Annotated in this window: 20 protein-coding genes and 1 other RNA gene; 11 read left to right on the forward strand and 10 right to left on the reverse strand. The window is 65.6% G+C overall.

From position 1 onward, the window contains the following. Positions 1-6 precede the first annotated feature (6 nt). Both E3T49_RS02965 and rnpB read left to right on the forward strand, forming a co-directional pair. A complete protein-coding gene (locus tag E3T49_RS02965; RefSeq protein WP_134423330.1) occupies positions 7-744 on the forward strand; it encodes a zinc ribbon domain-containing protein in 738 nt (245 codons plus the stop codon). A gap of 44 nt (positions 745-788) precedes the next feature. Continuing rightward, positions 789-1,166: RNase P RNA component class A (gene rnpB / locus E3T49_RS02970), an RNA gene on the forward strand. 91 nt (positions 1,167-1,257) lie between these two features. Here rnpB and ppgK read toward each other — a convergent pair. Both ppgK and map read right to left on the reverse strand, forming a co-directional pair. Next, positions 1,258-2,022 (reverse strand): polyphosphate--glucose phosphotransferase, encoded by a 765-nt coding sequence (gene ppgK, locus E3T49_RS02975; RefSeq protein ID WP_134423332.1) that lies wholly within the window; start codon positions 2,020-2,022, stop codon positions 1,258-1,260. Between the two features lie 19 nt (positions 2,023-2,041). Beyond that, complete coding sequence (map, locus tag E3T49_RS02980; RefSeq protein WP_134423334.1) at positions 2,042-2,908, reverse strand: type I methionyl aminopeptidase; 867 nt, start codon at positions 2,906-2,908, stop codon at positions 2,042-2,044. Between the two features lie 12 nt (positions 2,909-2,920). Between map and E3T49_RS02985 the strand changes: the two genes are divergently transcribed. Then, the gene (locus E3T49_RS02985) at positions 2,921-3,109 is read left to right on the forward strand and encodes an SPOR domain-containing protein (protein WP_134423336.1); all 189 of its coding nucleotides are present in this window, start codon (positions 2,921-2,923) and stop codon (positions 3,107-3,109) included. A gap of 17 nt (positions 3,110-3,126) precedes the next feature. Here E3T49_RS02985 and panB read toward each other — a convergent pair whose 3' ends face one another. Continuing rightward, positions 3,127-3,999 carry a 3-methyl-2-oxobutanoate hydroxymethyltransferase gene (gene panB, locus E3T49_RS02990; protein ID WP_134423338.1) on the reverse strand — a complete coding sequence of 291 codons (873 nt, stop codon included), beginning with the start codon at positions 3,997-3,999 and terminating at the stop codon, positions 3,127-3,129. Positions 4,000-4,100: 101 nt separating this feature from the next. Here panB and E3T49_RS02995 point away from each other — a divergent pair, with 101 nt between their 5' ends. Both E3T49_RS02995 and E3T49_RS03000 read left to right on the forward strand, forming a co-directional pair. After that, positions 4,101-5,438, forward strand: coding sequence for a glutamine synthetase family protein (locus E3T49_RS02995; protein ID WP_134363788.1), 1,338 nt, complete (start codon positions 4,101-4,103; stop codon positions 5,436-5,438). Positions 5,439-5,459: 21 nt separating this feature from the next. After that, on the forward strand, positions 5,460-8,495 hold the full coding sequence (locus E3T49_RS03000; protein ID WP_134423340.1) for a bifunctional [glutamine synthetase] adenylyltransferase/[glutamine synthetase]-adenylyl-L-tyrosine phosphorylase: 3,036 nt from the start codon (positions 5,460-5,462) through the stop codon (positions 8,493-8,495). A gap of 77 nt (positions 8,496-8,572) precedes the next feature. On the opposite strand, the gene glnA is transcribed toward E3T49_RS03000, so the two are convergent. Further along, the gene (gene glnA, locus E3T49_RS03005) at positions 8,573-9,997 is read right to left on the reverse strand and encodes a type I glutamate--ammonia ligase (protein ID WP_134363786.1); all 1,425 of its coding nucleotides are present in this window, start codon (positions 9,995-9,997) and stop codon (positions 8,573-8,575) included. A gap of 143 nt (positions 9,998-10,140) precedes the next feature. Here glnA and E3T49_RS03010 point away from each other — a divergent pair, with 143 nt between their 5' ends. After that, on the forward strand, positions 10,141-10,581 hold the full coding sequence (locus tag E3T49_RS03010; protein WP_134423342.1) for an RDD family protein: 441 nt from the start codon (positions 10,141-10,143) through the stop codon (positions 10,579-10,581). 62 nt (positions 10,582-10,643) lie between these two features. Here the strand turns inward: E3T49_RS03010 and E3T49_RS03015 are convergent, their stop codons facing one another. From E3T49_RS03015 to lipB, 3 genes are read right to left on the reverse strand one after another with little or no spacing between them, the layout of a single operon-like run. Then, positions 10,644-11,354, reverse strand: a complete 711-nt coding sequence (locus E3T49_RS03015; protein WP_134423344.1) for a DUF4191 domain-containing protein — start codon at positions 11,352-11,354, stop codon at positions 10,644-10,646. A gap of 48 nt (positions 11,355-11,402) precedes the next feature. Next, positions 11,403-12,392: a lipoyl synthase gene (gene lipA, locus E3T49_RS03020; protein WP_134423346.1), complete on the reverse strand. Its 990-nt coding sequence runs from the start codon at positions 12,390-12,392 to the stop codon at positions 11,403-11,405. Beyond that, entirely contained in the window at positions 12,389-13,024 is a 636-nt protein-coding gene (gene lipB / locus E3T49_RS03025; protein WP_134423348.1) for a lipoyl(octanoyl) transferase LipB, read from the reverse strand. Before lipB ends, lipA begins: the two co-directional genes overlap by 4 nt. A gap of 111 nt (positions 13,025-13,135) precedes the next feature. Between lipB and E3T49_RS03030 the strand changes: the two genes are divergently transcribed. Then, the gene (locus E3T49_RS03030; protein WP_134423350.1) at positions 13,136-14,677 is read left to right on the forward strand and encodes a protein kinase family protein; all 1,542 of its coding nucleotides are present in this window, start codon (positions 13,136-13,138) and stop codon (positions 14,675-14,677) included. Between the two features lie 50 nt (positions 14,678-14,727). Here the strand turns inward: E3T49_RS03030 and E3T49_RS03035 are convergent, their stop codons facing one another. The 3 genes from E3T49_RS03035 to E3T49_RS03045 form a co-directional block, all read right to left on the reverse strand. Continuing rightward, positions 14,728-16,137, reverse strand: coding sequence for a 2-oxo acid dehydrogenase subunit E2 (locus E3T49_RS03035; protein ID WP_134423352.1), 1,410 nt, complete (start codon positions 16,135-16,137; stop codon positions 14,728-14,730). A 70-nt stretch (positions 16,138-16,207) separates the two neighbouring features. Next, positions 16,208-17,578 carry a dihydrolipoyl dehydrogenase gene (gene lpdA, locus E3T49_RS03040; RefSeq protein ID WP_134423354.1) on the reverse strand — a complete coding sequence of 457 codons (1,371 nt, stop codon included), beginning with the start codon at positions 17,576-17,578 and terminating at the stop codon, positions 16,208-16,210. Between the two features lie 103 nt (positions 17,579-17,681). Next, positions 17,682-19,169: a leucyl aminopeptidase gene (locus tag E3T49_RS03045; RefSeq protein ID WP_134423356.1), complete on the reverse strand. Its 1,488-nt coding sequence runs from the start codon at positions 19,167-19,169 to the stop codon at positions 17,682-17,684. 96 nt (positions 19,170-19,265) lie between these two features. On the opposite strand from E3T49_RS03045, the gene E3T49_RS03050 reads away from it, so the two are divergent. The 4 genes from E3T49_RS03050 to E3T49_RS03065 all read left to right on the forward strand — a co-directional run bounded on the left by E3T49_RS03050 (position 19,266) and on the right by E3T49_RS03065 (position 24,412). Beyond that, positions 19,266-20,189, forward strand: coding sequence for a proteasome assembly chaperone family protein (locus tag E3T49_RS03050; RefSeq protein WP_134423671.1), 924 nt, complete (start codon positions 19,266-19,268; stop codon positions 20,187-20,189). Positions 20,190-20,264: 75 nt separating this feature from the next. After that, complete coding sequence (locus E3T49_RS03055) at positions 20,265-21,599, forward strand: MFS transporter (protein ID WP_134423358.1); 1,335 nt, start codon at positions 20,265-20,267, stop codon at positions 21,597-21,599. 231 nt (positions 21,600-21,830) lie between these two features. After that, complete coding sequence (locus tag E3T49_RS03060) at positions 21,831-23,141, forward strand: RNA polymerase sigma factor (protein WP_134423360.1); 1,311 nt, start codon at positions 21,831-21,833, stop codon at positions 23,139-23,141. A gap of 113 nt (positions 23,142-23,254) precedes the next feature. After that, positions 23,255-24,412 (forward strand): MurT ligase domain-containing protein, encoded by a 1,158-nt coding sequence (locus E3T49_RS03065; RefSeq protein ID WP_134423362.1) that lies wholly within the window; start codon positions 23,255-23,257, stop codon positions 24,410-24,412. The last annotated feature ends 1 nt before the right edge of the window (position 24,413 follow it).

Raw genomic sequence — 24,413 nt, forward strand, 5'->3', positions numbered from 1 at the left:
GACATCGTGAAGGCATCTCCCGTAGCACAGAAGGAGCTTCTCCGGCTTCAGGCCCTCGACATCAAGCTGCAGCAGGTCGAGCACCAGACGAAAGCGCTTCCCCAGCACACCGAGCTCCGGGAACTCTCGAAGCTGCTTGACACCACCCGGATGACACTGAGCACACGAGCGGGCGAACGCGACGACGTCCGCACCGAACTGGCCCGGATCGAGTCCGACGTCGAGGTGGTCGAGAAGCGCATCGCGCGCGATTCCGAACGGGTTCAGCACACCTCCTCCGTCAAGGATGTGCAGGCGCTGGAAACGGAACTGACCTCCCTGCGGAAACGCCTTCTCGCCCTCGAGGAGATCGAGATCGCCGTGATGGAACGGCTCGAAGAACGCGAGGCGGCTGTGGCTGCGGTCGAGGCGGAACGAGACGCGATCGGGGAGCAGATCCAGTCGGCGGAACTCTCGCGTGACGAGGCTCTCGCCGATCTGACCCGCCAGCTCGGCGAACTCCGCCGGGACCGGGCGGTCGTCGCGGGCAGCATCACCGAGGACCTCGCCGTTCTCTATGAGAAGCGCTTCGTGACCGGGCGGGGCAACGCCGCAGCGCTGCTGCGTGCGCGCACCTGCAGCGGCTGCACGATGACGCTCACCGGCAGCGACCTCGACGCAGTGCGCTCCTCACCGGCCGATGACGTGGTGTTCTGCCCGGACTGCGGCGCAATTCTGGTGCGCACGGAGGAGTCCGGCATCTAGGTGGAGCACGGCCCGCCCCACGGACTGTACTCTGGACTGTGGAATGGGTCGGCAAGACGGTCGCGTCATCCGGTGCCCTTCGGGTCAGCGGATGCCGAGGAACGTCCGGGCTCCGCAGAGCAGGATGGTGGGTAACACCCACCCGGGGCAACCCGCGAGACAGTGCCACAGAAAGTAGACCGCCTCCGGTTTCGGCCGGAGGTAAGGGTGAAACGGTGGTGTAAGAGACCACCAGAGGCCAGGGTGACCTGGTCGGCTAGGTAAACCTCGTCCGGAGCAAGGTCAGACAGGAAACGATAAGGCGGCTCGCCGAGTTTCCGGGTAGACCGCTAGAGGGCTGCGGCAACGTAGTCCCGAGATAGATGGCCGTCCAGGGTGCTTCGGCACCGGGACAGAACCCGGCGTAATAGCCGGCCCATTCCCCAGCAGACACAAAAAGATCCTCCGGGCGGCACCTGCCGCCCGGAGGATCTTTTTGTACCCTCCCCGTCGTGGCGAATGATTCGAGCGAACTCAGACCCCGTGCTTGACGGCCAGGGCGGCGGCGCCGAGGATGCCGGCGTTGTTCCGATGTACGGCTGGAATGATGGGCGTCTTGAGTCGGAGCAGCGGCAGGAACTCCTGGTGGTGCTTGGACACTCCGCCGCCCACGATGAACAGGTCCGGGGAGAACAGCGCCTCCACGGTGGAGTAGTACTTCTGCAGGCGGCCGGCCCACTTCTCCCAGCTCAGGTTCTCGCGCTCCTTGGCGGAGTATGCGGCCTTCGTCTCGTAGTCGACGCCCTCGATCTGCAGGTGGCCGAGTTCGGTGTTCGGCACGAGGACACCGTCGTTGAGCAGGGCCGTTCCGATGCCCGTGCCGAGGGTCGTCATGATGACAACCCCGTCGACCCCCCTCGCGGCGCCGAACTGGGACTCGGCGTAACCGGCGGCATCCGCGTCGTTAACGAAGTGGATGGGGTGGCCGAGGCCCTTCTCGAACAGTTTCTCGGCGGCGAGGCCGATCCATTTGTCCGACACGTTGGCGGCCGACATGGTGTGACCGTTCTTCACGATGGCGGGGAAGCAGATGCCGACCGGCACAGCGCCGGCGCCCTCCTCGGCGGACACCGTGGCCAGAAGGGCCCGGGTGGTCTCGATGATGTCGGCCGGGCGGCCGCCCCTGGGTGTGGGCAGCTTCACCCGAGCGGACAGCAGCTTGCCCGTGGACAGGTCCACCACCGCCCCTTTGATGCCGGTGCCGCCAATGTCAATGCCGATGGCCATGGTTGAACTCATAGTCAAAACCTACCGGTTGTCAGGGAAGGGTGAGGATCTCGGCGCCACGCTCGGTCACCACGAGGGTGTGTTCGAACTGAGCCGTGATGCTCTTGTCCCGGGTCGTCACCGTCCAGTCGTCCGCCCACATGTCCCAGTCGGTCCCGCCGAGGGTCAGCATCGGTTCGATCGTGAAGACCATGCCGACCTCCATCACGGTGTCGTAGACGGGAGCGGAGTCGTAGTGCGGAATGATCAGGCCGGAGTGGAAGGCTTCTCCGACGCCGTGGCCGGTGAAGTCGCGCACGACCCCGTAGCCGAACCGCTTGGCGTAGGACTCGATCGTGCGTCCGATCACGTTGACCTGACGCCCGGGTGCGACGGCCTTGATGCCGCGGGCGAGGGCTTCCCGGGTGCGCTCGACCAGGAGCCGCACGTCATCGGGGGCGTCGCCGACGATGAAGGTGGCGTTCGTGTCGCCGTGCACACCGTTCTTGTAGGCGGTGATGTCGATGTTGACGATGTCCCCGTGCTCGAGAGCGGTGTCGTCGGGGATGCCGTGGCAGATCACCTCGTTCACGGAGCTGCACAGCGATTTGGGGTAGCCCCGGTAGCCGAGCGTGGACGGGTAGGCGTCGCGTTCGATCATGAACTCGTGACCGATCCGGTCGAGTTCCTCGGTCGTCACACCGGGGCGGATGGCCCGTCCCACCGCTTCGATGGCCGACGCGGCGATCCGGCCGGATTCACGGATCAGCGCGATGCGCTCGGGGGGATACACATCCGATCCCGTGAAGGGCGCGGGCATCTCCTTCCCCACGTACTCCGGGCGCACGATGTGGCGGGGAACGGAGCGGAGCGGTGAAACCGTTCCCGGGAGGAGGTGACCAACTGAATCCTTAGGCATAGGATCAAGCCTATGTCCCAAGACACCGAGCATCAGTACTGGTACAACATGCGCACGGGCGCGGTCGAGCAGGGAATGCAGTCCCCGTCCGCGGACCGGGTCGGTCCATTCGCCACCCGTGACGAGGCCGAGCACGCGCTGGAGAAACTGCGCGCGAACAGCGCCAAGTGGGCGGCCGAGGAGGCCGAGGACGACCGGTAGTCCCGGCCGCCTCCGCGTTACTCGTAGCTGTGCTCAGGGCCGGGGTAGGCGCCGGAGTCGACGTCGTCCTTGAACCGGTGTACGGCATCTGTCAGCACGCCGCGCAGGTTGGCGTACTGCCTCACAAACCGGGGCACCCGGCCCTCGGTCATGCCGGCGAAGTCCGTCCACACCAGCAACTGCCCGTCGACGTCGGGCCCTGCACCGACACCGATGGTGGGGATTTCGAGCCGAGCGGTCACCAGCGCCGCCGTCGACGCCGGCACCATCTCGAGCACGACCGCGAACGCGCCGGCGTCCTGCACAGCGAGGGCGTCTTCGATCAGCTGGTCCGCGGCCGTGCCGCGGCCCTGGATCATGTGCCCGCCCAGGCCGTGCTCGCTCTGCGGGGTGAAACCGACATGACCCATCACCGGGATCCCCGAGGACACGATGCGTTTGATCTGCTTGTGGCTGCGCACCCCGCCCTCGAGCTTGACCGCGTGTGCCTGAGCTTCCTTCATGAAACGCACGGCGGTGTGCAGGGCCTCCGTCTGGCCTGTCTCGTACGAACCGAACGGCATGTCCGCGACGACGAGCGCGCGGGTGACAGCGCGCGCGACGGCCCGGGTGAGCGGAATGAGCTCGTCGACGGTGACCGGAAGGGTCGTCTCGTAGCCGAACACATTGTTTCCGGCCGAATCGCCCACGAGCAGGAAGTCTATGCCGGCCTGGTCGAAGATCTGGGCCGTGAGCATGTCGTAGCTGGTGAGACCCGTGATCGGGATGCCCTGCTGCTTGGCGTTCTGAAAATGACGCGTGCGCACCCGTTTGGGTCCGGATGGAACAGGAATGAAGGGATTCAGATCTGTGGCGGGCTGGGGGGCATCCGGAACGGTCGACTCTGGCATGCCCCAAGTGTAGTCAAGGCCGGTACGCGCCGATCGGCGGCCCGTTTCGCCCGAGAGTCGACGCCAGACAGTAGCCTAGGGAGCGACAAGAAAGGGCGTGAATGGACAAGCAGCGCGACTTCGTTCTCCGGACCATCGAGGAGCGGGGAATCAAGTTCATCCGACTCTGGTTCACGGATGTCGTCGGTACCCTGAAATCGGTGGCCATCGCCCCGGCCGAGGTGGAGGGCGCGTTCGCCGAGGGGCTGGGATTCGACGGCTCGGCCATTGAGGGCCTGACCCGATCGTTCGAGGCGGACGTGCTCGCGCATCCGGATCCGACCACGTTCCAGATCCTGCCCTGGCGCGGGGAGATCGACCCGACCGCTCGCATGTTCTGCGACATCATGACGCCGGACGGGCAGCCCGCCGTGGCAGACCCACGGAACGTCCTCAAGCGCACCCTCGCCAAGGCGGCGGATCGCGGATTCACGTTCTACACGCATCCGGAGATCGAGTTCTACCTGCTGAAGTCGTCCAAGTACGGCAAGAACGGCCCCGTGCCGGTGGACCATGCCGGCTATTTCGACAACGTTCCCGGCGGCACGGCCCACGACTTCCGCCGGCGCTCGGTGCGCATGCTGGAAGACCTCGGCATCTCGGTGGAGTTCAGCCATCATGAGGCAGGCCCCGGTCAGAATGAGATCGACCTGCGTTATGCGGACGCCCTCACCACCGCCGACAACATCATGACCTTCCGCACCGTCATCAAGGAGGTCGCGATCGAGCAGGGCGTCTACGCGACGTTCATGCCGAAACCGATGTCGGAGCATCCGGGTTCCGGAATGCACACGCACCTGTCGCTGTTCGAGGGTGACACCAACGCCTTCTACGAGGCCGGTGCCCAGTACCAGCTCTCCAAGACCGGACGACAGTTCATCGCCGGCCTGCTCAAGCACGCTCCGGAGATCACCGCGGTGACGAACCAGTTCGTCAACTCCTACAAGCGCCTCTGGGGCGGGGACGAAGCTCCCAGCTTCGTTTGCTGGGGCCACAACAACCGTTCAGCGCTGATCAGGGTCCCGCTCTATAAGCCCAACAAGGGCCAGAGCGCCCGCGTCGAGTACCGTGCCATCGACTCGGCAGCGAACCCGTACCTCGCCTACTCGCTCATGCTGGCCGCCGGGCTGAAGGGCATCGAAGAGGGCTATGAGCTTCCTCCCGAAGCCGAGGACAACGTCTGGGGTCTGAGCGACACCGAGCGGCGCGCGCTGGGTTACCGGCAGCTTCCGGCGAGCCTCGACCACGCGATCCAGTACATGGAAGAGTCCGAGCTGGTCGCCGAGACACTGGGCGAACACGTGTTCAACTACGTGCTGCTGAACAAGCGTCAGGAGTGGAAGGAGTACCGATCCCAGGTCACTCCCTTCGAGCTCGACAAGAACCTCGAGATGCTCTAGCCGCACTGGAAACGAGACCCGATGGCGCGGGAACAACTGACTCTGACCGAGCTCGCTCGGGTGGGCTTCGTCGAGCTTCGCGAAGTGCGGATCCGACTGGAGGAAGTGGTGGACCTGGGGGGCCCCGAACCGGGGATCCTCCTTCCGCTGCTGGCCAAGACGGCGAACCCGGATGCCGCCCTCGCGGCACTCGTCTCGTTATTGCGCCAGGCGCCTCGTGAGCTGCGAGCGTTGCTGGGCCAGCCGGATCCGACCCAGCGGCTTCTGCGCGTCGTCGGTGCGTCAAGCGGCCTGACGGAGTTCTTCCTGCGCCATCCGGAGGAATTGACCGTCTTCGCGAAGCGACGCACGATTCTGCCGGATCTGGCCGAGCTCACCGCCGACCTGCTCGACTCGGTCGGCAGCCGGGACGGCTTCGCCACGGTGATCGACGACGCGGGCTGGGTGGCGCTGCGGGTGCGGTACCGCCGACGTCTCGCGGAGCTCGCCGCATTCGACCTCGAACAGGTCGACCCGGTTGCCGGCCTCGACTCCGTCGCGCGCACGCTCGCCGACCTCGCGGCGGCCGCGCTGGAGGCGTCCCTCGCCGTCGCCCGCAGCATGACGTCCGGTGAGGTGGCCGGTCGGGGTGTCTTTCCGGTGGCGGAGGTGCGCGCAACCCGTCTCGCCATCATCGGCATGGGCAAGGCCGGAGCCGGCGAGCTCAATTATGTGAGTGACGTCGACGTGATCTTCGTCGCCGAAGGAGACCCCGAAGCCGGGTTGGACGCGCCCCGTGCCGTCGACATCGCCACCCGCCTGGCCATTCTCCTCATGCGCGGCCTGAACCAGCCGACCATCGAACCCGAGCTCTGGGAGGTTGACCCCAACCTCCGGCCCGAGGGCAAGTCCGGCGCCCTCGTGCGCTCGCTCGAGTCACATCTGGCTTACTACGACCGCTGGGCGAAGAGCTGGGAGTTCCAGGCGCTGTTGAAAGCCCGTCCTCTGGCCGGTGACCTCGAACTCGGCGGCCGTTATGTCGCGGCCGTCTCCCCGAAGGTCTGGACCAGCGCCAGCCGGGAGAACTTCGTCGAGTCCGTGCAGCGGATGCGGGAACGCGTCACCAAGAACATCCCCGACGACGAAGTCGCGGTGCAGCTCAAACTCGGTCCCGGCGGGCTGCGCGACATCGAGTTCACCGTGCAGCTTCTTCAGCTGGTTCACGGTCAGACCGACCCGACCGTCCGTCAGGCGGGCACCCTGCCGGCACTGACCGCACTGGCCGAGAGCGGCTACGTCGGCCGCGCCGAGGCGGCGGAGTTCGCCCATGAGTACCGGATTCTCCGACTCATGGAGCACCGCTTGCAGTTGGAGAAGCTTCGGCGCACCCACCTGGTGCCGCGCGACGAGGCGAGCCTGCGGGTCCTGGCCCGTGCCACCGGGCTGGCCCCCAACGCCGCCCAGCTGACCACACGCTGGGTGAACACCAAACACCGCGTGCGCGGTCTGCACGAGCGCCTGTTCTACCGCCCACTGCTATCCGCTGTGGCGGCGCTGCCGGCCGAGGGCCTCAACCTGACCAGTGCTCAGGCCGAAGCGCGACTCGCCGCGATCGGCTTCCGCAACACGAAAGGGGCCCTCGGCCACATCGCGGCGCTCACCGGCGGGGTATCCCGGCGTGCCACCATCCAACGCAACCTTCTGCCCGTGCTTTTGCAGTGGTTCTCCGAGGGCGCGGACCCGGACTACGGGCTGCTGGCCTTCCGGCGGCTCAGCGACAGTCTGGGCACGACCTACTGGTTCCTGCGCATGCTGCGCGATTCCTCCGGGGCGGCCGAGCGGCTCACCCGGGTTCTCTCCTCGTCCCGGTTCGTCGGAGAGCTCCTCGAGACGATCCCCGAGTCCGTGGCCTGGCTGGAAGACGAGGACGACCTGCGCCCGCGCAGTTCCACCACACTCCGTGAGGAGGCCCGCGCCGTCCTGGCGCGCCATGAGAGCCCGGACGCCGCCGCGTCGATCCTGCGCACGGCCCGGCGTCGGGAGATGCTTCGGCTGGCAATGTCGGCGATCCTGGGCCAGGTCAGCATCGACGAGTTAGCGACCGGGCTCACCGACGTCACCGCCACCGTCATCCAGGGAGTGCTGGCCGCCATCCGTGGGACCACCCTCGAGGGCGCCGTGGACGGGCCGAGTTCGGACGGCATCGAATTCGCCGTGATCGGTATGGGCCGCTTCGGCGGTTCCGAGTTGGGGTTCGGTTCGGACGCCGACGTGATGTACGTGTTCCGACCGGGGACCCTGACCGGCGAGGCTGCCCATGACCGTGCGAAGTTCATCGTGAAAGAACTCTCCCGGCTCACCGACGACAACCGCCTGCCCCTCGATCTGGATATCGGGCTGCGCCCGGAAGGCAAGAACGGCTCCGTTGCTCGTTCCCTCGAGTCGTACGAGGCCTACTACCGTCGCTGGTCGCTGACCTGGGAGGCGCAGGCGTTGCTGCGGGGGAGAGGAGTCGCGGGCGACCCCGCACTCCTGGCCGACTTCGAGGCCGTTGCCGACGAGGTGCGGTATCCGAAGGCGATCAGTGACCAGGCGGTCCGTGAGGTCAAACGTATCAAGGCGCGCGTCGAGAACGAGCGTCTCCCGCAGGGGGCCGATCCCAACCGCCACCTCAAGCTGGGCCGGGGGTCGTTGAGCGATGTGGAATGGTTCGTGCAGTTGATGCAGCTCCAGCATGCCGCCGATGAAGCGGCTCTCCGCACAACGTCGACGCTCGGCGCACTGCGCTCCGCGGTCGCTGCGGGTCTGGTGGGGGAAGCGGATGCCGACACCCTCACTGCGGCCTGGATGTTCGCGTCCCGCTGCAGATCCGCGATCACGCTCTGGACCAACAAGACCGCTGACGTGCTTCCGACTGACCGTGTGCAGCTCGAGGGTGTCGCCCGCGTTCTGGAATACCCGCCCGGCTCGGCCAATCAGCTCGAGGAGGAATATCTGTCGGTGACCCGCCGGGCTCGATCGGTGTTCGAGCGTCTGTTTTACGGGCCCGTGGAACGCACCGGCCCCTTCGGCGGCTGACCAGGCCGGGAACCACAGAGGGCCGCATCCCCGAAGGAATGCGGCCCTTTGTGGTCGTTGCCGGTGTCGGCTCTGGCTTAGACGCCGTAGTAGAGCTCGAACTCGAACGGGTGCGGGCGCTGGGCCAGCGGCTTGATTTCCATCTCACGCTTGTAGTCGATCCAGGTCTCGATCAGCTCGGGCGTGAAGACGTTGCCGGCGAGCAGGAAGTCATGGTCGTTCTCGAGCGCCGTGAGGGCTTCTCCGAGGGACGCCGGAACCTGCGGGATGTTCTTGGCCTCTTCGGGCGGGAGCTCGTAGAGGTCCTTGTCGACCGGCTCATGCGGTTCGATCCGGTTCTTGATCCCGTCGAGGCCGGCCATCAGCTGGGCGGCGAAGGCAAGGTACGGGTTGCCCGAGGCGTCCGGCGCGCGGAATTCGATGCGCTTGGCCTTCGGGTTGGTGCCCGTGATCGGGATCCGGATGGAGGCCGAACGGTTGCCGGCTGAGTAGACCAGGTTCACCGGGGCTTCGAAACCGGGAACCAGACGGTGGTACGAGTTGACGCTCGGGTTCGTGAACGCGAGCACGGCGGCAGCGTGCTTGAGCAGGCCTCCGATGTACCAGCGAGCGACGTCGGACAGCCCACCGTAGCCGGCCTCATCGTAGAAGAGAGGCTTGCCGTCGGCCCACAGCGACTGGTGCGTGTGCATGCCGGAACCGTTGTCTCCGAAGAGGGGCTTGGGCATGAAGGTGGCGGTCTTGCCCCACTCGGCCGACGTGTTTTTCACGATGTACTTGAACTTGAGAAGGTCGTCCGCAGCGTGGACCATGGTGTCGAAGCGGTAGTTGATCTCGCCCTGGCCGCCGGTGCCGACTTCGTGGTGGCTGCGCTCGAGGATGAGCCCGGCGTCGATCAGCTTGAGGCAGATGTCATCGCGCAGGTCGGCGTGCTGGTCAACCGGGCTGACCGGGAAGTAGCCGCCCTTGAACGGGGTCTTGTTGGCGAGGTTTCCGCCGACTTCTTCCTTGCCGGAGTTCCAGGCGCCTTCGCTGGAGTCGACGGAGTAGAAGCTGGAATGCTGGTTCACTTCATAGCGAACGTCATCGAAGATGTAGAACTCGGCCTCGGGGGCGAAGAAAGCCGTGTCGGCGATGCCGGTCGACGCGAGGTACTTCTCGGCCTTCTTGGCCACCTGACGCGGGTCCTTCGAGTAGATCTCACCGTTGCGCGGGTTGTAGATGTCGAAGAGCATGATGAGCGTGCGCTCGGTGCGGAACGCATCGATGTAGGCCGTGGTGACGTCCGGGATCAGCTGCATGTCTGACTCGTGGATCGACGCGAAACCGCGGATCGACGAACCGTCGAACATCTGCCCGACGGTGAAGAACTCTTCATCGACGGTCGACGCGGGGATGTTGAAGTGCTGCTGCACACCCGGCAGATCAGTGAAACGGATGTCAAGGAACTTGACGTCGGTGTCCTTGATGAATTTGAGTACCTCTGACGAATCGCGGAACATGCGGTTTTACTCCAAACGACGTGGGCGTTGATCGTGACAGTCGCGCACTGCGGCTCCATTGAGGCTACTGGCGTGCCATTACCCGGCAGTGACGCTTATGTTTCACACATGTTACAGCGAGGCCCGCTCGGTAGACTCATCGTGTGTCTGCCGCAGCCTCGAATTCAACCACCTTTGGACAGCTTCCGCCGAGCCGATGGCCGGGGGAGCGTCTCGGTCTACCGAATGAGGGTAGCCGCTCGGTGGGCCGGGTCGGGCGCAGAATCGGGGCGCTCGTGATCGATTGGGCCCTCGCCTACGGAGCCGGCGTCCTGTTCTTCAGTCCGGATGGTGTGGTCAACGGTTTCGCCGTGTCCGGACTCTTCGTCGCACTGCAGATCGTGTTCATCCCGACCATCGGCGGCAGCATCGGCCACCGGCTGTTCGGTCTCCGGGTCGTGCCGCTGCAGCGCGGATGGGTGGGCCTGTGGCGCCCGATCGTGCGTTCTGTACTACTGGGTCTTGCGATCCCTGCCCTGGTCTGGGACTCGGACCAGCGCGGTTTCCATGACAAGGTCGCCGGGACCGTTCTCATCCGCAGCTGACTCCCGCCCGAACGGGCGAGAGTCACGAACCGAGAGTTCCGAACCGAGAGTTACGAACCTGGCTAGTTTCCGCGCTGGGGACGGGCCTTCATCGGGTCGACTCCCTTGGGAATCGGCAGCTTCTTGGTCATGGAGTTCAACCGGTTGTTCACGGCGAGCACCTCGGCCTTGGTCAGCGTGGGCTTGATCCGCGTGAGACGGCGGGCCAGCTTGTGCAAGGGGACGGCGTCGGTGTCTGGACCGACACTGATGACCGTGATGGCGATGCTGCCACCCAGCCGGGTGACCATACGTCGTTCTTCCTCGAGCATGCGCGCCGTGCGGGTCCGCGGGCCCTCGCTGATAAGCACGACCCCGCCCCGGCCGACCGCGCGGTAAACGGCGTCCTGGGTCTTGCCGTTGACGGCTACGGGCATTTCACTGCCTACCCAGCCGCGCTTGAGAGAACTGCGCAGCACGGCGCCCACGGCTCCGGGCTGCCCTTCGATCTGGGAGTACGCGGCCTTCTCGGCACGCCGTCCCAGGATGATCAGCATGGCCAGGATGCCGGCGAGCACGCCCGAAATGGCCCACAACACGAGGTTGAGTATGTTGCCGGGGGACAGAATGAGGGCGAGTCCGACGGCGACCGTGACGGGCACCACGAACGCGAGAATCATGAACAACACGATTTTCGAGTCGTAGCGCCGCGTCATCTGGAACACCTGCCACATTTGCTTCAGGCGGCCGGGCTGTTTGGGGGGGCGGGGAGTCTTGTCCTTGCTGCGTGCCATGGTTCCAAGACTACCGAGTCACCCGCCTGGAGGGTGACCGATTTCGGGTCAGGAGACCGCCTGGGCGAACCCGAGGGAGGCATCCGCCAGGTGGCGCAGTTGCGGCGGAACCTCCCGGCCCGTCGCGAGCATGGACTGCGCCCAGAGGCGGCCCGCCCGGTAGGAGGATCGCACCAGGGGACCGGAGAGCACGCCGAGGAACCCGATGGCCTCCGCCTCCTCCTTGAGCTCGACGAACTCCTCGGGCTTCACCCATCGGGCAACAGGCAGATGACGTGCGCTGGGCCGCAGGTACTGGGTGATCGTAATGATGTCGGTGCCGGCATCGTGCAGGTCCTGCAGGGCCTGGCTGATTTCCGATCGCTCTTCGCCCATGCCGAGGATGAGGTTCGACTTCGTGATCAGGCCGGCCTTGCGACCCTGGGTGATGACGTCAAGCGACCGGTCATACCGGAACGCGGGGCGGATACGCTTGAAGATGCGTGGAACAGTCTCGACGTTGTGCGCGAACACCTCGGGGAGAGCGGAGAATACCTCTTCCAGATGGTCTGGATTGCCGGAGAAATCCGGAACCAGGATTTCAACACCCGTTCCCGGACTCTGACGGTGGATCTGGCGGATGGTTTCCGCATAGAGCCAGGACCCCTCATCAGGCAGGTCGTCGCGGGCCACGCCCGTCACGGTGGCGTACCGGAGGTTCATCTTCACGACGGATTCAGCAACGCGGCGAGGTTCATCCGTGTCGTACTCTGCCGGCTTACCGGTGTCGATCTGGCAGAAGTCGCAACGTCTCGTGCACTGTGATCCACCGATCAGGAACGTTGCCTCGCGATCCTCCCAGCATTCGAAGATGTTCGGGCAGCCGGCCTCCTGACACACGGTGTGCAGATTCTCACCCTTGACGAGGTCCTGGAGCTTGCGATATTCGGGCCCCATCCGCGCCACCGTTTTGATCCAGGCGGGCTTTCGCTCGATCGGGGTCTCCATATTGCGAATTTCAAGTCGGAGCATCTTGCGACCCTCGGGTGCCGCGCTCATGCCGTCACCGCCAGGCTGGACTGGAAGCGCGACGTGATGGGGGCGATGAGTTCGACGGGGCTCACGTCGCGGCCGATGACGGCCGAAACCGTTGTGACTCCGGCATCCGTGATTCCGCAGGCGATGATGTGCTCGTAGGGCTCGAGCGAGTTGTTGCAATTGAGGGCGAAGCCGTGCATGGTCACTCCTTCCGCAACGCGGATTCCGATAGCGGCGATTTTGTTCTCCTGTCCGACCGGGCCGACCCAGACGCCGGACCGGCCTGGAACCCGGCGGCCGACGACATCGACGTCGCTCAGCGCGTCGATCAGGATTCCCTCGAGGCGGCGCACGTAGCCGACCACGTCGACCGGCTCCTGGAGGCGCAGAATCGGATAGCCGACGAGCTGGCCTGGCCCGTGCCAGGTGATCTTGCCACCGCGGTCCGCGTCGATGACAGGGGTGCCGTTGGTGGGTCTCTCGTCAGGAGAGGTTCGCTTCCCCGCGGTGTACACACTCGGATGTTCGAGGAAAATGACGGTGTCCGGCCTCTCTCCGGAGACGACGGAACGGTGGACTGCGCGTTGGAGCTCAAGGCCCTCAACATACGGCACGGAGTTGGCGCTTAGCCCCGCGACGACAAAGTCGAGCATGCAGCCATCCTAATCCCCGGCCCCTCCTCCCCACGGAGATCGTGGCCCGGGTGTCCCCGCACGGAACCCCGGGCCGGGCCGCAGACGATTCGGCCCGTCCAGTATTCCTGCATGAGAACTCGGCCACGACGTCCACGCAGCCCCACCAGACCTTCAGCGTCCGCCGATCCGACGGACACCCTGACGCTGATCGCCGGGTACCGGGTGCTGCGACGTCTCGCGTCCAGCGACCTCGCCGATCTCTACGTTGGCGTTGCCCCCGAGCGCACAGCCGCCACGGGCACCGGCGAGGCCGCGCCGGAGCCGACGGACCGCTGTGCTCCCGTGGTCCTGAAGGTGTTCCGACCCGTTTCTGACCAGTCAGGGGTCGAACGCGAAATTCTGGCGTTGACGAGGTTGAGCACCGGTCGGCTTCCCGCCCTGCACGACCTGGGAACCCTTCCCGACGGCCGCACCGCTCTGGTGCTCGAACATGTCACGGGCGGGACACTCAGCCGGCACCTGCGGGACCATCCCTGGATCCAGCCGGGTGAAGCGGTCACGATCCTGGCGCCGATCGCTGCGGCCCTGTCCGAACTGCATGCGAACGGCCTCGTGCATAGCGGCCCGAACCCGTCGACGATTCTCTTCGACGCCAGCGGCCGTCCGGTGCTGATCGGACTCCGTGCGCTTCAGGACCTGCCCGGCCCGGGTTCGCTACGCGCGGAGGTTCTCGACTCGGTGCAGGGGCACGTTGGGCAGCTGGTGCGTGCCGTCCTCGATCAGGTGCATCCCGATACCTCGTCCGGACCGGCACGACGTGCGGTGGAACGATGGTGCGGGCCGCACGGCCGAGGCGAACCGGCCGGTACCGTCGACGAACTCGAACATCTCCTCTTCGCATGGGCTGATGCAGGACCGGTGCGGCTGGACCGCGCCCGCGGCCCGGCCGACGGCAAACGGAGTGAGGTGTCCGGTGAGCTGCTGCGGCGGTCGCTGCCGGACCCGGTCACGAACAGTGCTCCTGCGGCGACGGTGCACGGCCATGCGGAGGAGTCCGGTTGGGAACGGATGGTCGGCGCGTCCTCCGCCTGCGCTCGCGCCGTCGTCGGCCGGGTTGGAGCGTTGAAGCCTCCCGCGGCCCTGGGCGGATTCATCGGCGCCGTCCGTTCCGCCCGTCGCGGCCCGCTCGTGCTCGCAGCCGCAACGGTAGTGGTTTCGACCGGGCTGTTGCTCACCGCCCTCGACGCTCCCGGCACCATGAGCGCACCGGAGGCAACGCCGCCGACGACGATAGCCTCGTCCGCGGACGCCGACCCAGCGGATATGTCCGACGAGGTGATCACAGGCGACGACCCCGTTCTCGCTGTTTCGGTCCTGCTGCGCCTTCGGTGGGGTTGTCTCCAGGACGTCTCAGTAATTTGCCTCGATGGCGTTCATCAGGCTCAATCGGCTGCCCTGGCCGCAGACACGCATGCCCTGCGCATGGTGCAGCAGGGCGGCGGGGCACCCGTGCTGGAACCGCTGGAGACGTGGTCCGCTGCGCTTGTGGAACGTACCGGGGATGCCGCGCTGGTCTCGCTCCACGCACCAGACCCGGAACGACAGCCGGCCTCGGTCCTTGTGGTCAAGGGCGAGGCCGGCTGGCGGATCAGAGAGGTTTTCGACTACTAGTCAGGGTGTCCGGTTCAGTTCTTCCTGCTGCCGAATCGGGCGCCCTGCGACTAGATGCCGAGGTTGGCTTCGAAAGCGCCGGCCTCGAGACGCTGCTTCATGGTGACGAGGAAGCGTGACGCATCCGCGCCGTCGATGATGCGGTGGTCATAGGACAGTGCCAGGAACACGGTCGAGCGGATTGCGATCGCGTCGAGGCCGCCCTGCGTCACGACGATGGGCTTCTTGTAGACGACCCCGGTGCCGAGGATGGCGCTCTGCGGCAGGAACACGACGGGCGTGTCGAACAGGGCACCGCGCGAACCGGTGTTGGTCAGCGTGAACGTGCCACCAGACAGTTCGTCGGGCTTCAGCTTGTTGTCGCGAGTGCGCTGAGCGAGATCGGCGATCTGCGCCGCGAAACCGGCCAGATCGAGGTCTCCCGCGTTGCGCACGACCGGGGTCAGCAGTCCGCGCTCGGTGTCGACCGCGATGCTGATGTTCTCCTGGCTCGGGTACACGATCGTGTCGCCGTCGATGGTGGCGTTGATGATCGGGTTCGCCTGGAGTGCCTCGGCGGCGGCCAGAGCGAAGAACGGCAGGAAGGACAACTTGTTGCCGGTCTTGGCGTGGAAGTCGGCCTTCACGGCGTCGCGCAGGATCGCGATCCGGGTGACGTCAACCTCGACAACGGTCGTCAGCTGGGCCGATGACTGCATCGAGATGACGGCGCGCTCAGCGACAACCTTGCGGAGGCGGGACATGGGCTGCGTGGTCCCGCGCAGGGCGGAAACCTCGACGGTTGGCGCGGCTTCCGCTGCGGTGCCGGCCGGAGCTGCGGCCTGGGCGAGCGCGATGTCTTCCTTGCGGATGCGGCCACCCACGCCGGTACCGACAACTCGGGACAGGTCGACTCCGGCCTCATTCGCGAGCTTGCGCACGATCGGCGTGACATAGCCGGAGGTTCCGGCGTGTGACCCGCGGGACGCGGTCTCCGCAACGGGCTCCGGAGTGGCGGGCGCCGCAGGGGCAGTGGCAACGGGAGCCTGGACCACGGGCGTCGGCGCGAACACCGGTGCCGGCGCGGTCACCGGAGCGGCGACGGGTGCGGGTGCCGCAACCGGCGCTGCGACGGGTGCCGGCGCTGCGACGGGTGCCGGAGCCTCGACGGGTGCCGGAGCCTCGACGGGTGCCGGAGCCTCGACGGGTGCCGGCGCCTCGACGGGTGCGGCCGGGGCGGCAGAACCGTCACCGATGGTGACCAGGGGGGTGCCGACCTCGACGGTTTCGTCCTCCTGAACCAGGATCGCTTCAATCACGCCGGCGATGGGGGACGGGATTTCCGTGTCCACCTTGTCGGTCGAAACTTCCAGCAGCGGCTCGTCGACTTCGACGCGGTCTCCCACGTTCTTCAGCCAGCGGGTGACCGTACCCTCTGTGACACTCTCACCGAGTGCCGGGAGGTTAACGGATTCGCTCATGCGATTGTCTCCTTCAAAGCCATTTGTCTGTATGTGGTGTTCTGAATGTCGTGATGCCGAAACTCGGCGGTTAGGCGTGCAAAGGCTTGCCGGCCAAGGCCAGGAAGGCCTCGCCGAGCGCCTCGTTCTGGGTGGGATGCGCGTGCAGGAACGGGGCGATGTCCTCGGGGTACGCCTCCCAGTTCACGACCAGCTGTCCCTCGCCGATGAGTTCGCCGACACGGGCGCCGATCATGTGGACGCCGAGGATGGGGCCGTCCTTGACCCGAACGAGCTTGATCGAACCGCTCGTGCCGAGGATGGAGCTCTTGCCGTTCCCACCGAGGTTGTATTCGAAGGTCGAGATCTGGTCGGCGCCGAACTTTTCGGCGGCCTTGGCCTCCGAGTAGCCCACGGACGCGATCTCGGGGTCGCAATAGGTCACCTTCGGGATGTTGAGATCATCGACGACGATCGGGTTCAGGCCCGCGATCTCCTCGGCGACGAAGATGCCCTGCTGGAACCCACGGTGCGCGAGCTGCAGGCCGGGGACGATGTCACCCACGGCGTAGACGCCGGGGATGTTCGTCGCGAGGCGCTCGTCGGTCAGGACGAAGCCACGGTCCATGGTGACGCCGACCTCTTCGAAGCCGAGCCCTGCCGTTGACGGGCCACGGCCGACGGCGACGAGCAGGATCTCGGCCTCGATGACAGTGCCGTTCTCCAGCGTGATGACGACGCCGTTCTCGTGCTGGGTCACGCTCTGGAATCGGACTCCGAGCGAGTACTCGATGCCGCGCTTGCGGAACGCGCGCTCGAGCTGCTTGGAGATGGATTCTTCCTCGTTCGGGACCAGGTGGGGGAGTGCCTCGATGATGGTCACGTCAGCGCCGAAGGACTTCCACACGCTCGCAAACTCGGCACCGATGACGCCGCCGCCGAGCACTGCAACCTTCTGGGGAACGAACTCGAGTTCGAGGGCGTGTTCGCTGGTCATGACGCGGCCCCCGATGGCGAGCCCCGGCAGCGAGCGGGAGTATGAACCGGTCGCGAGCACGACGTTCTTGCCCACGATGGTGTCTTCGCCGACCTGAACCGTGTTGGGTGCGACCAGGCGACCTTCGCCTTCGATGACGGTGATGCCGCGCGACTTGATCAGGCCCTGCAGCCCCTTGTACTTCGACGCGACAATGCTCTTGCGGAACGCGTTGACTGCCGGCATGTCGATGCCGTCGAACTGCGTCTTGACGCCGTACTTCGCCGCTTCACGACTGACGTCGGCAACTTCGGCGGAGTGCAGGAGCGCCTTGGTCGGGATGCAGCCGAGGTGCAAACAGGTGCCACCGAGCTTTCCCTTTTCGATCAGGCCAACGGTGAGGCCGAGCTGAACGGCACGCAACGCGGCTGCGTAGCCGCCGCTTCCGCCGCCGAGAACGACAAGGTCAAAATTCTGTTCCGACACCCAGATACTCCCTTATGCATCATCACCACCTGGACCGCCCAGTGCGAGAAGACGCCTCCGGGCAGGCAAAGAGTGGGCGAGATTTGTCGCCCACTCGACTGTACTACGGGCGCGAAAAGTCCTCCGCCAGTCGCAACAGTGTCCGAACCGAGATTCCGGTCGGACCTGCATTCGTGAAGCCCCAGGCGCTGCCCGTGTTGTGCGCAGGACCAGCGATGTCCAGGTGCGCCCACGGGATCGTCTCGGCGGCGTCACCGTCGCCGCGCGTGCCGATGAACTCCTGAAGGAAAACGCCGGCGAGGAGCATGCCGCCGTGGGCGCTGCCGATTTTGGCGTTGGCGATGTCGGCCACGTCCGAGTTGAGCAGGGGGCGGAGTTCCTCGGGCAGCGGCATCGGCCATACCAGCTCACCGACCGACTTGCTGGCAGTGAGTACCCGGGCGACCAGGGCGTCCTCACCCATGGCGGCGTAGTACCGGGTGCCAAGGGCTACCAGAGCGGCGCCGGTCAGGGTGGCGACGTCGACGATCGCGTCCGGGTTCTCTTCGCCGGCGGCGACAAGCCCGTCGGCCAGGACCAGACGTCCCTCGGCATCCGTGTTCAACACCTCGACCGTTCGCCCCCCGCGGATCCGTAACACGTCGTTGGGCCGGATGGCCGAGCCGGAGGGCATGTTCTCCGCGATGCAGAGCCAGGCGGTGATCCGCACGTTCAGCTTCAAACGGGCGGCCGCCAGGGTCACGGCCAGGACGGTGGCCGCCCCGGTCATGTCGTACTTCATCCCGACCATGGATGCCGGCGGCTTGAGAGAGAGTCCGCCGGTGTCGAAGGTGATGCCTTTGCCCACCAGAGCGAGGTGCTGCGTCGCTCCCTCGGGTGAGTAGCTGACCTTGACCAGGCGAGGAGGCCTCGTCGATCCCTGTCCGACGCCCGCGATGCCGCCGAAGCCGTCGGCGGCGAGCTGCACTTCGTCCCAGACCCTCACATCGACGGGGAGGCCGACCGCGGCGTCGACGGCCTGGCGGGCCAGAGAGTCGGGGTACAGGTCGGACGGGGGCATGTTGACCAGGTCCTTGACCAGGTTGACCGCGTCTGCGATCACGGTGACGCGCTCGGCGGCCCCGGACGGCTCATCGGCTGCGTGAACAGTGATCTCCTGAGCCGGCAACTTTGTCGCGGCAAGTGAGCTCTGACGGTAGGCGGTGTAGGAGTAAGCGCCGAGTGCCGCACCCTCCAGCACTGCCTCAACTTCAGCATCCGAGGTTGTGGGGAAAGCGAAGGCGACCGAGGTGACCCCGGTGAGCTGGCGGACGGCGGACCCGGCAGCGTGGCGCAGGGTGTCGATGGTGGCTTCCTTGCCGATTCCGACGACGGCGATGCTCCGAGCGGCGCCGATGGAGGCGGTGAGGCGCACGACCTGGTCGCGTCCGCCGGTGATCCCCAGCGGAGCGAGCTGGCCCGCGAGGACAGCGAAGGCCGGGTCGGCGAACAGCGTGGCGGAATCACCGGACTGGAGAGCGCCGACGATGAGAACGTCCACCTCCGATTCCAGGGCGGGTCCAGCGGATATGGTCAGGCGAGGTGCAGTCATCCCCTGATCGTACGCGCCGGGCCTGTTCGCTCTGGGCATCACGGTGTGGGCGCCGATTCCCGCACACGGCCAAAATTGGCGCTTACAGTTAATGACATGCGCGATCCCGGTGACATCTACGAGCTGAGCACGGACGCCTCGAACGTCCCGGAAGGGCTCCACCTTGTCGCGGGTTTGACCGGGTTCGCGGATGCGGGCGGTGCGGTTTCTCAGTTCTCCGAGTATCTCCTCGCCACCCTCGAGCACACCGTCGTCGCGTCCTTCGACGCTGACGTGCTTCTGGACTTTCGGGCTCGACGTCCGATCATCTACTTCGACCAGGATCATCTCACCGACTATCAGCCTCCGGCATTGCGACTGTATTTGGCCAGAGACGAGATCGGGCAGCCTTTCCTGCTGCTCGCCGGGTTCGAGCCGGACTTCCGCTGGGAGCAGTTCACCGCGGCGGTTCAGCAGATCGAGCGGCACTTCAGAGTGGCCTCGACCACCTGGGTGCATGCGATTCCGATGCCGGTTCCGCACACGCGCCCCATCGGCGTCACCGTCAGCGGTAATCGAACCGATCTGATTGAGAACATGTCCGTGTGGCGTCCCCACACGCAGGTGCCCGCGAACGCTCTTCACCTGCTTGAATTCAGGCTTCAGGAGAGCGGTGCCTCTGTCGCGGGGTTCGTGCTCCTGGTCCCTCATTATCTGGCGGACACCGAGTTTCCCCTGGCTGCCCTGGCTGCACTGGACAGCACGAGCGCCTCCACGGGACTGATCTTCCCCACCGACCATGTGCGAGAGCAGAATCGGGACTTCGTTGCCCGCATCGACGAACAGGTTCGCGACAATCCTGAGCTGGCCAAGCTGGTCACCACACTGGAGGAGCGTTACGACACCTACATGGAGGGCAGCACGCTGCACTCACCGCTGACGGATGAAGACGGCGAGTTGCCCAGTGCCGATGAGATCGCCGCCGAGCTGGAAAATTTTCTGGCCACCCGGCGGAGCAGGGACGACGGTTCGCCGGCCTGATCAAACCCAGGGTTTGACGCCTGCATAGCGGCGTCGTGAATCCGGCTCCAGTGACACGCGAGTAAGTTGGGGGCAATGAACTCGCGCCGGTCCTGGTTGATCTTCTACGTCGGGTCGTTCGCGTACCTCTCTGCTGTCCTGCAGCGCTCATCCCTCGGTATCGCCGGCGTCGCGGCGACCGAACGGTTCGGCGGTTCCGCCGCGCTGCTGTCCAGCCTCGCGGTGGTCCAGCTCGCGGTCTACGCTGCCGCCCAGATTCCGGTGGGCGTTCTGATCGATCGATACGGCGCGCGCGTGCTGATCATCACGGGCACGTCGCTCATGGTCCTCGGGCAAATCACGTTGGCCTTCGCCCCGGATATTTCCGTCGCCGTGATCGGGCGCATCCTCGTCGGGGCCGGGGACGCGGCGCTGTTCATCTCGATGATTCGGCTGATCTCATCCTGGTTCACCGGTCGGATCGTCCCGCAGCTTTCGCAGTGGCTCGGAAACATCGGTCAGCTCGGTCAAGTCCTGTCGGCCGTGCCGCTGGCCTGGGTGTTGCACACCTGGGGCTGGACGACGACGTTCCTCTCCGCCGCTTCCGTCGCGGTCGTGGCTCTCGTCGTTGTGATCGTGGTCGTGCGTGATCAGCCGGACCGGGCGTCCATCGAGAACCGGCCCAACAGTTGGCGTTCCGCGCTGGTGCAGCTCAAGCACAGTTTCAAGCGCCCGGGCACCCAGCTCGGCTTCTGGTCGCACTATGTCACCCAGTCCTCGGGAACGGTTTTCACTTTGCTCTGGGGTTTCCCCTTCATGGTCTACGGGCTCGGTTACGATCCCTCGCTGGCCGCCGCGATGCTCATGGTCCTGGTGGGCGCAGGGATGATATGTGGGCCGATTCTGGGCATTCTGACAGCCCGCTTCCCGCTGCGCCGCAGCAACATCGTGCTCGGTGTGGTCACCATGATGGGTACCGCTTGGGCTGCCGTCCTGCTGTGGCCGGGGGAACCGCCGTTCTGGCTCATGGTTCTTCTGTTGATCGCTCTCGGCGTGGGCGGTCCTGGATCGCTCATCGGCTTCGACTTCGCGCGCACTTTCAATCCCCAACGCAACCACGGGTCGGCGAACGGTGTCGTGAACGTGGGCGGCTTCACCGCCAGCTTCGTGATGGTCTATCTCATCGGGCTCCTGCTCGATCTGCAGGAATCGTGGCGGGTTGCCGGGGGAGCGGAGTCCGACCTCTACTCACTGAGCTCCTTCCGGGTCGCCTTCTCCGTGCAGTTCCTCGTGGTGGGAATCGGGGTGGTATTCCTTCTGCGTGCCAGAACCCGCACTCGCACCAAGCTTTCCCGCGACGAGGGACTCGAGGTCGCTCCGCTCTGGGTCGCCGTGGCGCGCGCATGGCGTCGGCGGCAACGACCGGAATAGTCCTCCGCCTGGCTTGTCTCATACACAAAGCATGCAATAATTGTCAATAGGGCCCGTTCTGGACCTGGGAGCACCGGCCGTGATGCCGGTGCGAGTATCCCAGGACTTGACATGGGTCCTAGTACTGCCCAAAATCCACACTGCTCAGGCTCACCTCCCGCCAGACCCACTCGGTCGGGACCGGTCTGGCAGCGCCGCCGGCGTCCACGCCCCGGCATGAGAGGTGTTCGAATGGCAACCCGTACAAAAATCGAGCAGACCGAAGAGCCCACCGTGAGCACAAAAGACGCTCCGGAGGCCGTTGCGGCGCCGCCCAAGGCGGCCGCCGCCAAGAAGCCGACGAAGGCCGCTCTGGCCAAGGCTGCTGCGGCAGCCGCCGCAGCGGCGAACGGCGAAGAGAAGCCCGCGCCGCGCAAGCGCGCCGCCAGCACGAAGGCCAAGGCCAAGCCGGCGTCGGACGACCATGATGAGTCTGCTCACGGCGACGACACGGATGCCGACGACGACTCTGATGAGGCCAAGAAGAAGAGAGCGGCTTCCGCCGAGGCTCTTCCGAGCGGTGCCCTGGTTCTCTCCCTGGTCGACGACGACGACGAGGTGCCGGTCTACTCCAGTGCGATCACCGGCGCGACGGCGGACCCCGTCAAGGACTACCTGAAGCAGATCGGCAAGGTTGCCCTGCTGAACGCCGCCGAAGAGGTTGAGCTGGCGATGCGAATCGAAGCCGGACTCTTCGCTGAAGACAAGATGTCGCAGATGACCGACGCCGAGAAGAAGAGCGCCCTCGGCCGGGAGCTCATGTGGGTTGCCAAAGACGGCGCCCGCGCCAAGAGCCACCTGCTCGGCGCGAACCTCCGCCTGGTCGTCTCGCTTGCCAAGCGTTACACGGGCCGCGGAATGCAGTTCCTCGACCTGATCCAGGAAGGCAACCTGGGCCTCATCCGTGCCGTCGAGAAGTTCGACTACACCAAGGGCTTCAAGTTCTCCACCTACGCCACCTGGTGGATCCGTCAGGCGATCACCCGTGCCATGGCCGACCAAGCTCGCACGATTCGTATCCCGGTGCATATGGTCGAAGTCATCAACAAACTCGCCCGGGTGCAGCGCCAGATGCTTCAGGACCTCGGCCGGGAGCCCACGCCCGAAGAGTTGAGTCGCGAACTCGATATGACACCGGAGAAGGTCGTCGAGGTCCAGAAGTACGGCCGCGAGCCCATCTCCCTGCACACTCCGCTCGGCGAGGACGGCGACAGCGAGTTCGGCGACCTGATCGAGGACACGGAGGCCGTCGTCCCCGCGGATGCCGTCGGATTCACCATGTTGCAGAAGCAGTTGGAGAGCCTGCTCGACTCCCTCTCTGAGCGCGAAGCCGGCGTCATCCGCATGCGCTTCGGCCTCGGTGACGGCATGCCGAAGACCCTCGACCAGATCGGCGACACGTTCGGGGTGACGCGTGAGCGCATCCGTCAGATCGAGTCCAAGACCATGGCCAAACTGCGTCATCCCTCCCGGTCGCAGTCCCTACGCGACTACCTCGAATAGAGAGCGGTTTGCGCTACGCGCCGGCGATTCTCCTGGGACGAGTCGTACGGAAACTGGCCCGATGGAGGAAGCCTGGGGGCGGTTCCGCCGTCCCGGGACTCGTCGTCAACAAGGTGGCCCCCGGCTTCCTTTCCCGAACCCTCAACAGCTTCCCCGGCGGCCTGATCATCGTCACCGGTTCAAGCGGCAAATCGACCACCACGAAAATGTTGGTGGCGGCGTTGCGCGCGCACGGATCGGTGGTCTTCACCAACCAGTCCACGGCCAACATCAGTCAGGGACTGACCTCCGCCCTGCTCGAGCAGGCGAGCCTCAGCGGGCACATCGCGGGGGATATCGCCGTACTCGAAATGGATGAGGGACACGGGGCCCTCATCTCCGGGACGCTGACTCCGCGGATCGTCGCGCTCACCAACGTCATGGTCGACCAGATTGATCGGTTCCACGACTCGGACATGGTCGCGGCCATGCTGGTCAAGATCGCGGCCCGGGCAACCGGGACCGTGGTCATCAATGCTGACGACCAGTACTTGACGAATCTCGTCGCCCAACTCGACGGGTCCGCCGCCGTTGCACGCTATGGCGTCTCCGCTGAAGTACTCGCGGCCAATCCCCGGGGCCTGGGCTACAGCGCCACGACGGTCGACCGTCTCGAGGCGGGGGAGGGCATGCTCCTCACCCAGGTACACGGTCGGAACGCCACGGTAAGCATTTCCGGTCGGGAACTGCCGCTGCGGTTGCCGGCACGCGGCACCCACTACGCCGTGGACGCGCTGACGGCACTGTGCACCGCGCAGGCTGCCTTGGGTGACCGTTTCGACGCAGGTCTTGCAATCGATGCCATCTCGGCGATCCCGCCGGTGTTCGGCCGCGGTGAGATCGTCACCGTTCGCGGCCAGGAGGTTGAATTTGTTCTCGTCCAGAATCCGGCCAGTTTCCAGCTGAACGTGGACAGTCTCGAATCAGGAACAGAACAGATCCTCATCGCGATCGGATCCGATGTGCGTGACCCGTCCTATTTCTGGCCGGTCAACACATCCGGACTCGGCCGGGTCCGGATCGCCTCCGGGTCGAAGGCACAGGACATTGCCCTGCAGCTGACCTACGACGACGTTGTCGTCGACCGCATCGAACCAGACCTCGGTCGGGCACTGGATGATTTTCTGGCCCTCCCCGAACCATCGACCGGGATGAAGACGATCATCTTTTCCGCAGATTCGATGCGCCGCACTCGGGCCCATCTGGGTCTCGCCACGAACAGTGAGGCCTAGG

This window comes from Cryobacterium cryoconiti, from assembly GCF_004403065.1.
In the GTDB taxonomy this organism is placed as follows: Bacteria; Actinomycetota; Actinomycetes; order Actinomycetales; family Microbacteriaceae; genus Cryobacterium; species Cryobacterium cryoconiti.

Coding starts and splice junctions, on each gene's coding strand:
- ppgK (WP_134423332.1), bottom strand. CDS start 2,022: ATGAGTTCAACCATGGCCATCGGCATTGACATTGGCGGCACCGGCATC.
- map (WP_134423334.1), bottom strand. CDS start 2,908: ATGCCTAAGGATTCAGTTGGTCACCTCCTCCCGGGAACGGTTTCACCG.
- E3T49_RS02985 (WP_134423336.1), top strand. CDS start 2,921: ATGTCCCAAGACACCGAGCATCAGTACTGGTACAACATGCGCACGGGC.
- panB (WP_134423338.1), bottom strand. CDS start 3,999: ATGCCAGAGTCGACCGTTCCGGATGCCCCCCAGCCCGCCACAGATCTG.
- E3T49_RS02995 (WP_134363788.1), top strand. CDS start 4,101: ATGGACAAGCAGCGCGACTTCGTTCTCCGGACCATCGAGGAGCGGGGA.
- E3T49_RS03000 (WP_134423340.1), top strand. CDS start 5,460: ATGGCGCGGGAACAACTGACTCTGACCGAGCTCGCTCGGGTGGGCTTC.
- glnA (WP_134363786.1), bottom strand. CDS start 9,997: ATGTTCCGCGATTCGTCAGAGGTACTCAAATTCATCAAGGACACCGAC.
- E3T49_RS03015 (WP_134423344.1), bottom strand. CDS start 11,354: ATGGCACGCAGCAAGGACAAGACTCCCCGCCCCCCCAAACAGCCCGGC.
- lipA (WP_134423346.1), bottom strand. CDS start 12,392: ATGAGCGCGGCACCCGAGGGTCGCAAGATGCTCCGACTTGAAATTCGC.
- lipB (WP_134423348.1), bottom strand. CDS start 13,024: ATGCTCGACTTTGTCGTCGCGGGGCTAAGCGCCAACTCCGTGCCGTAT.
- E3T49_RS03030 (WP_134423350.1), top strand. CDS start 13,136: ATGAGAACTCGGCCACGACGTCCACGCAGCCCCACCAGACCTTCAGCG.
- E3T49_RS03035 (WP_134423352.1), bottom strand. CDS start 16,137: ATGAGCGAATCCGTTAACCTCCCGGCACTCGGTGAGAGTGTCACAGAG.
- E3T49_RS03045 (WP_134423356.1), bottom strand. CDS start 19,169: ATGACTGCACCTCGCCTGACCATATCCGCTGGACCCGCCCTGGAATCG.
- E3T49_RS03050 (WP_134423671.1), top strand. CDS start 19,266: ATGCGCGATCCCGGTGACATCTACGAGCTGAGCACGGACGCCTCGAAC.
- E3T49_RS03055 (WP_134423358.1), top strand. CDS start 20,265: ATGAACTCGCGCCGGTCCTGGTTGATCTTCTACGTCGGGTCGTTCGCG.
- E3T49_RS03060 (WP_134423360.1), top strand. CDS start 21,831: ATGGCAACCCGTACAAAAATCGAGCAGACCGAAGAGCCCACCGTGAGC.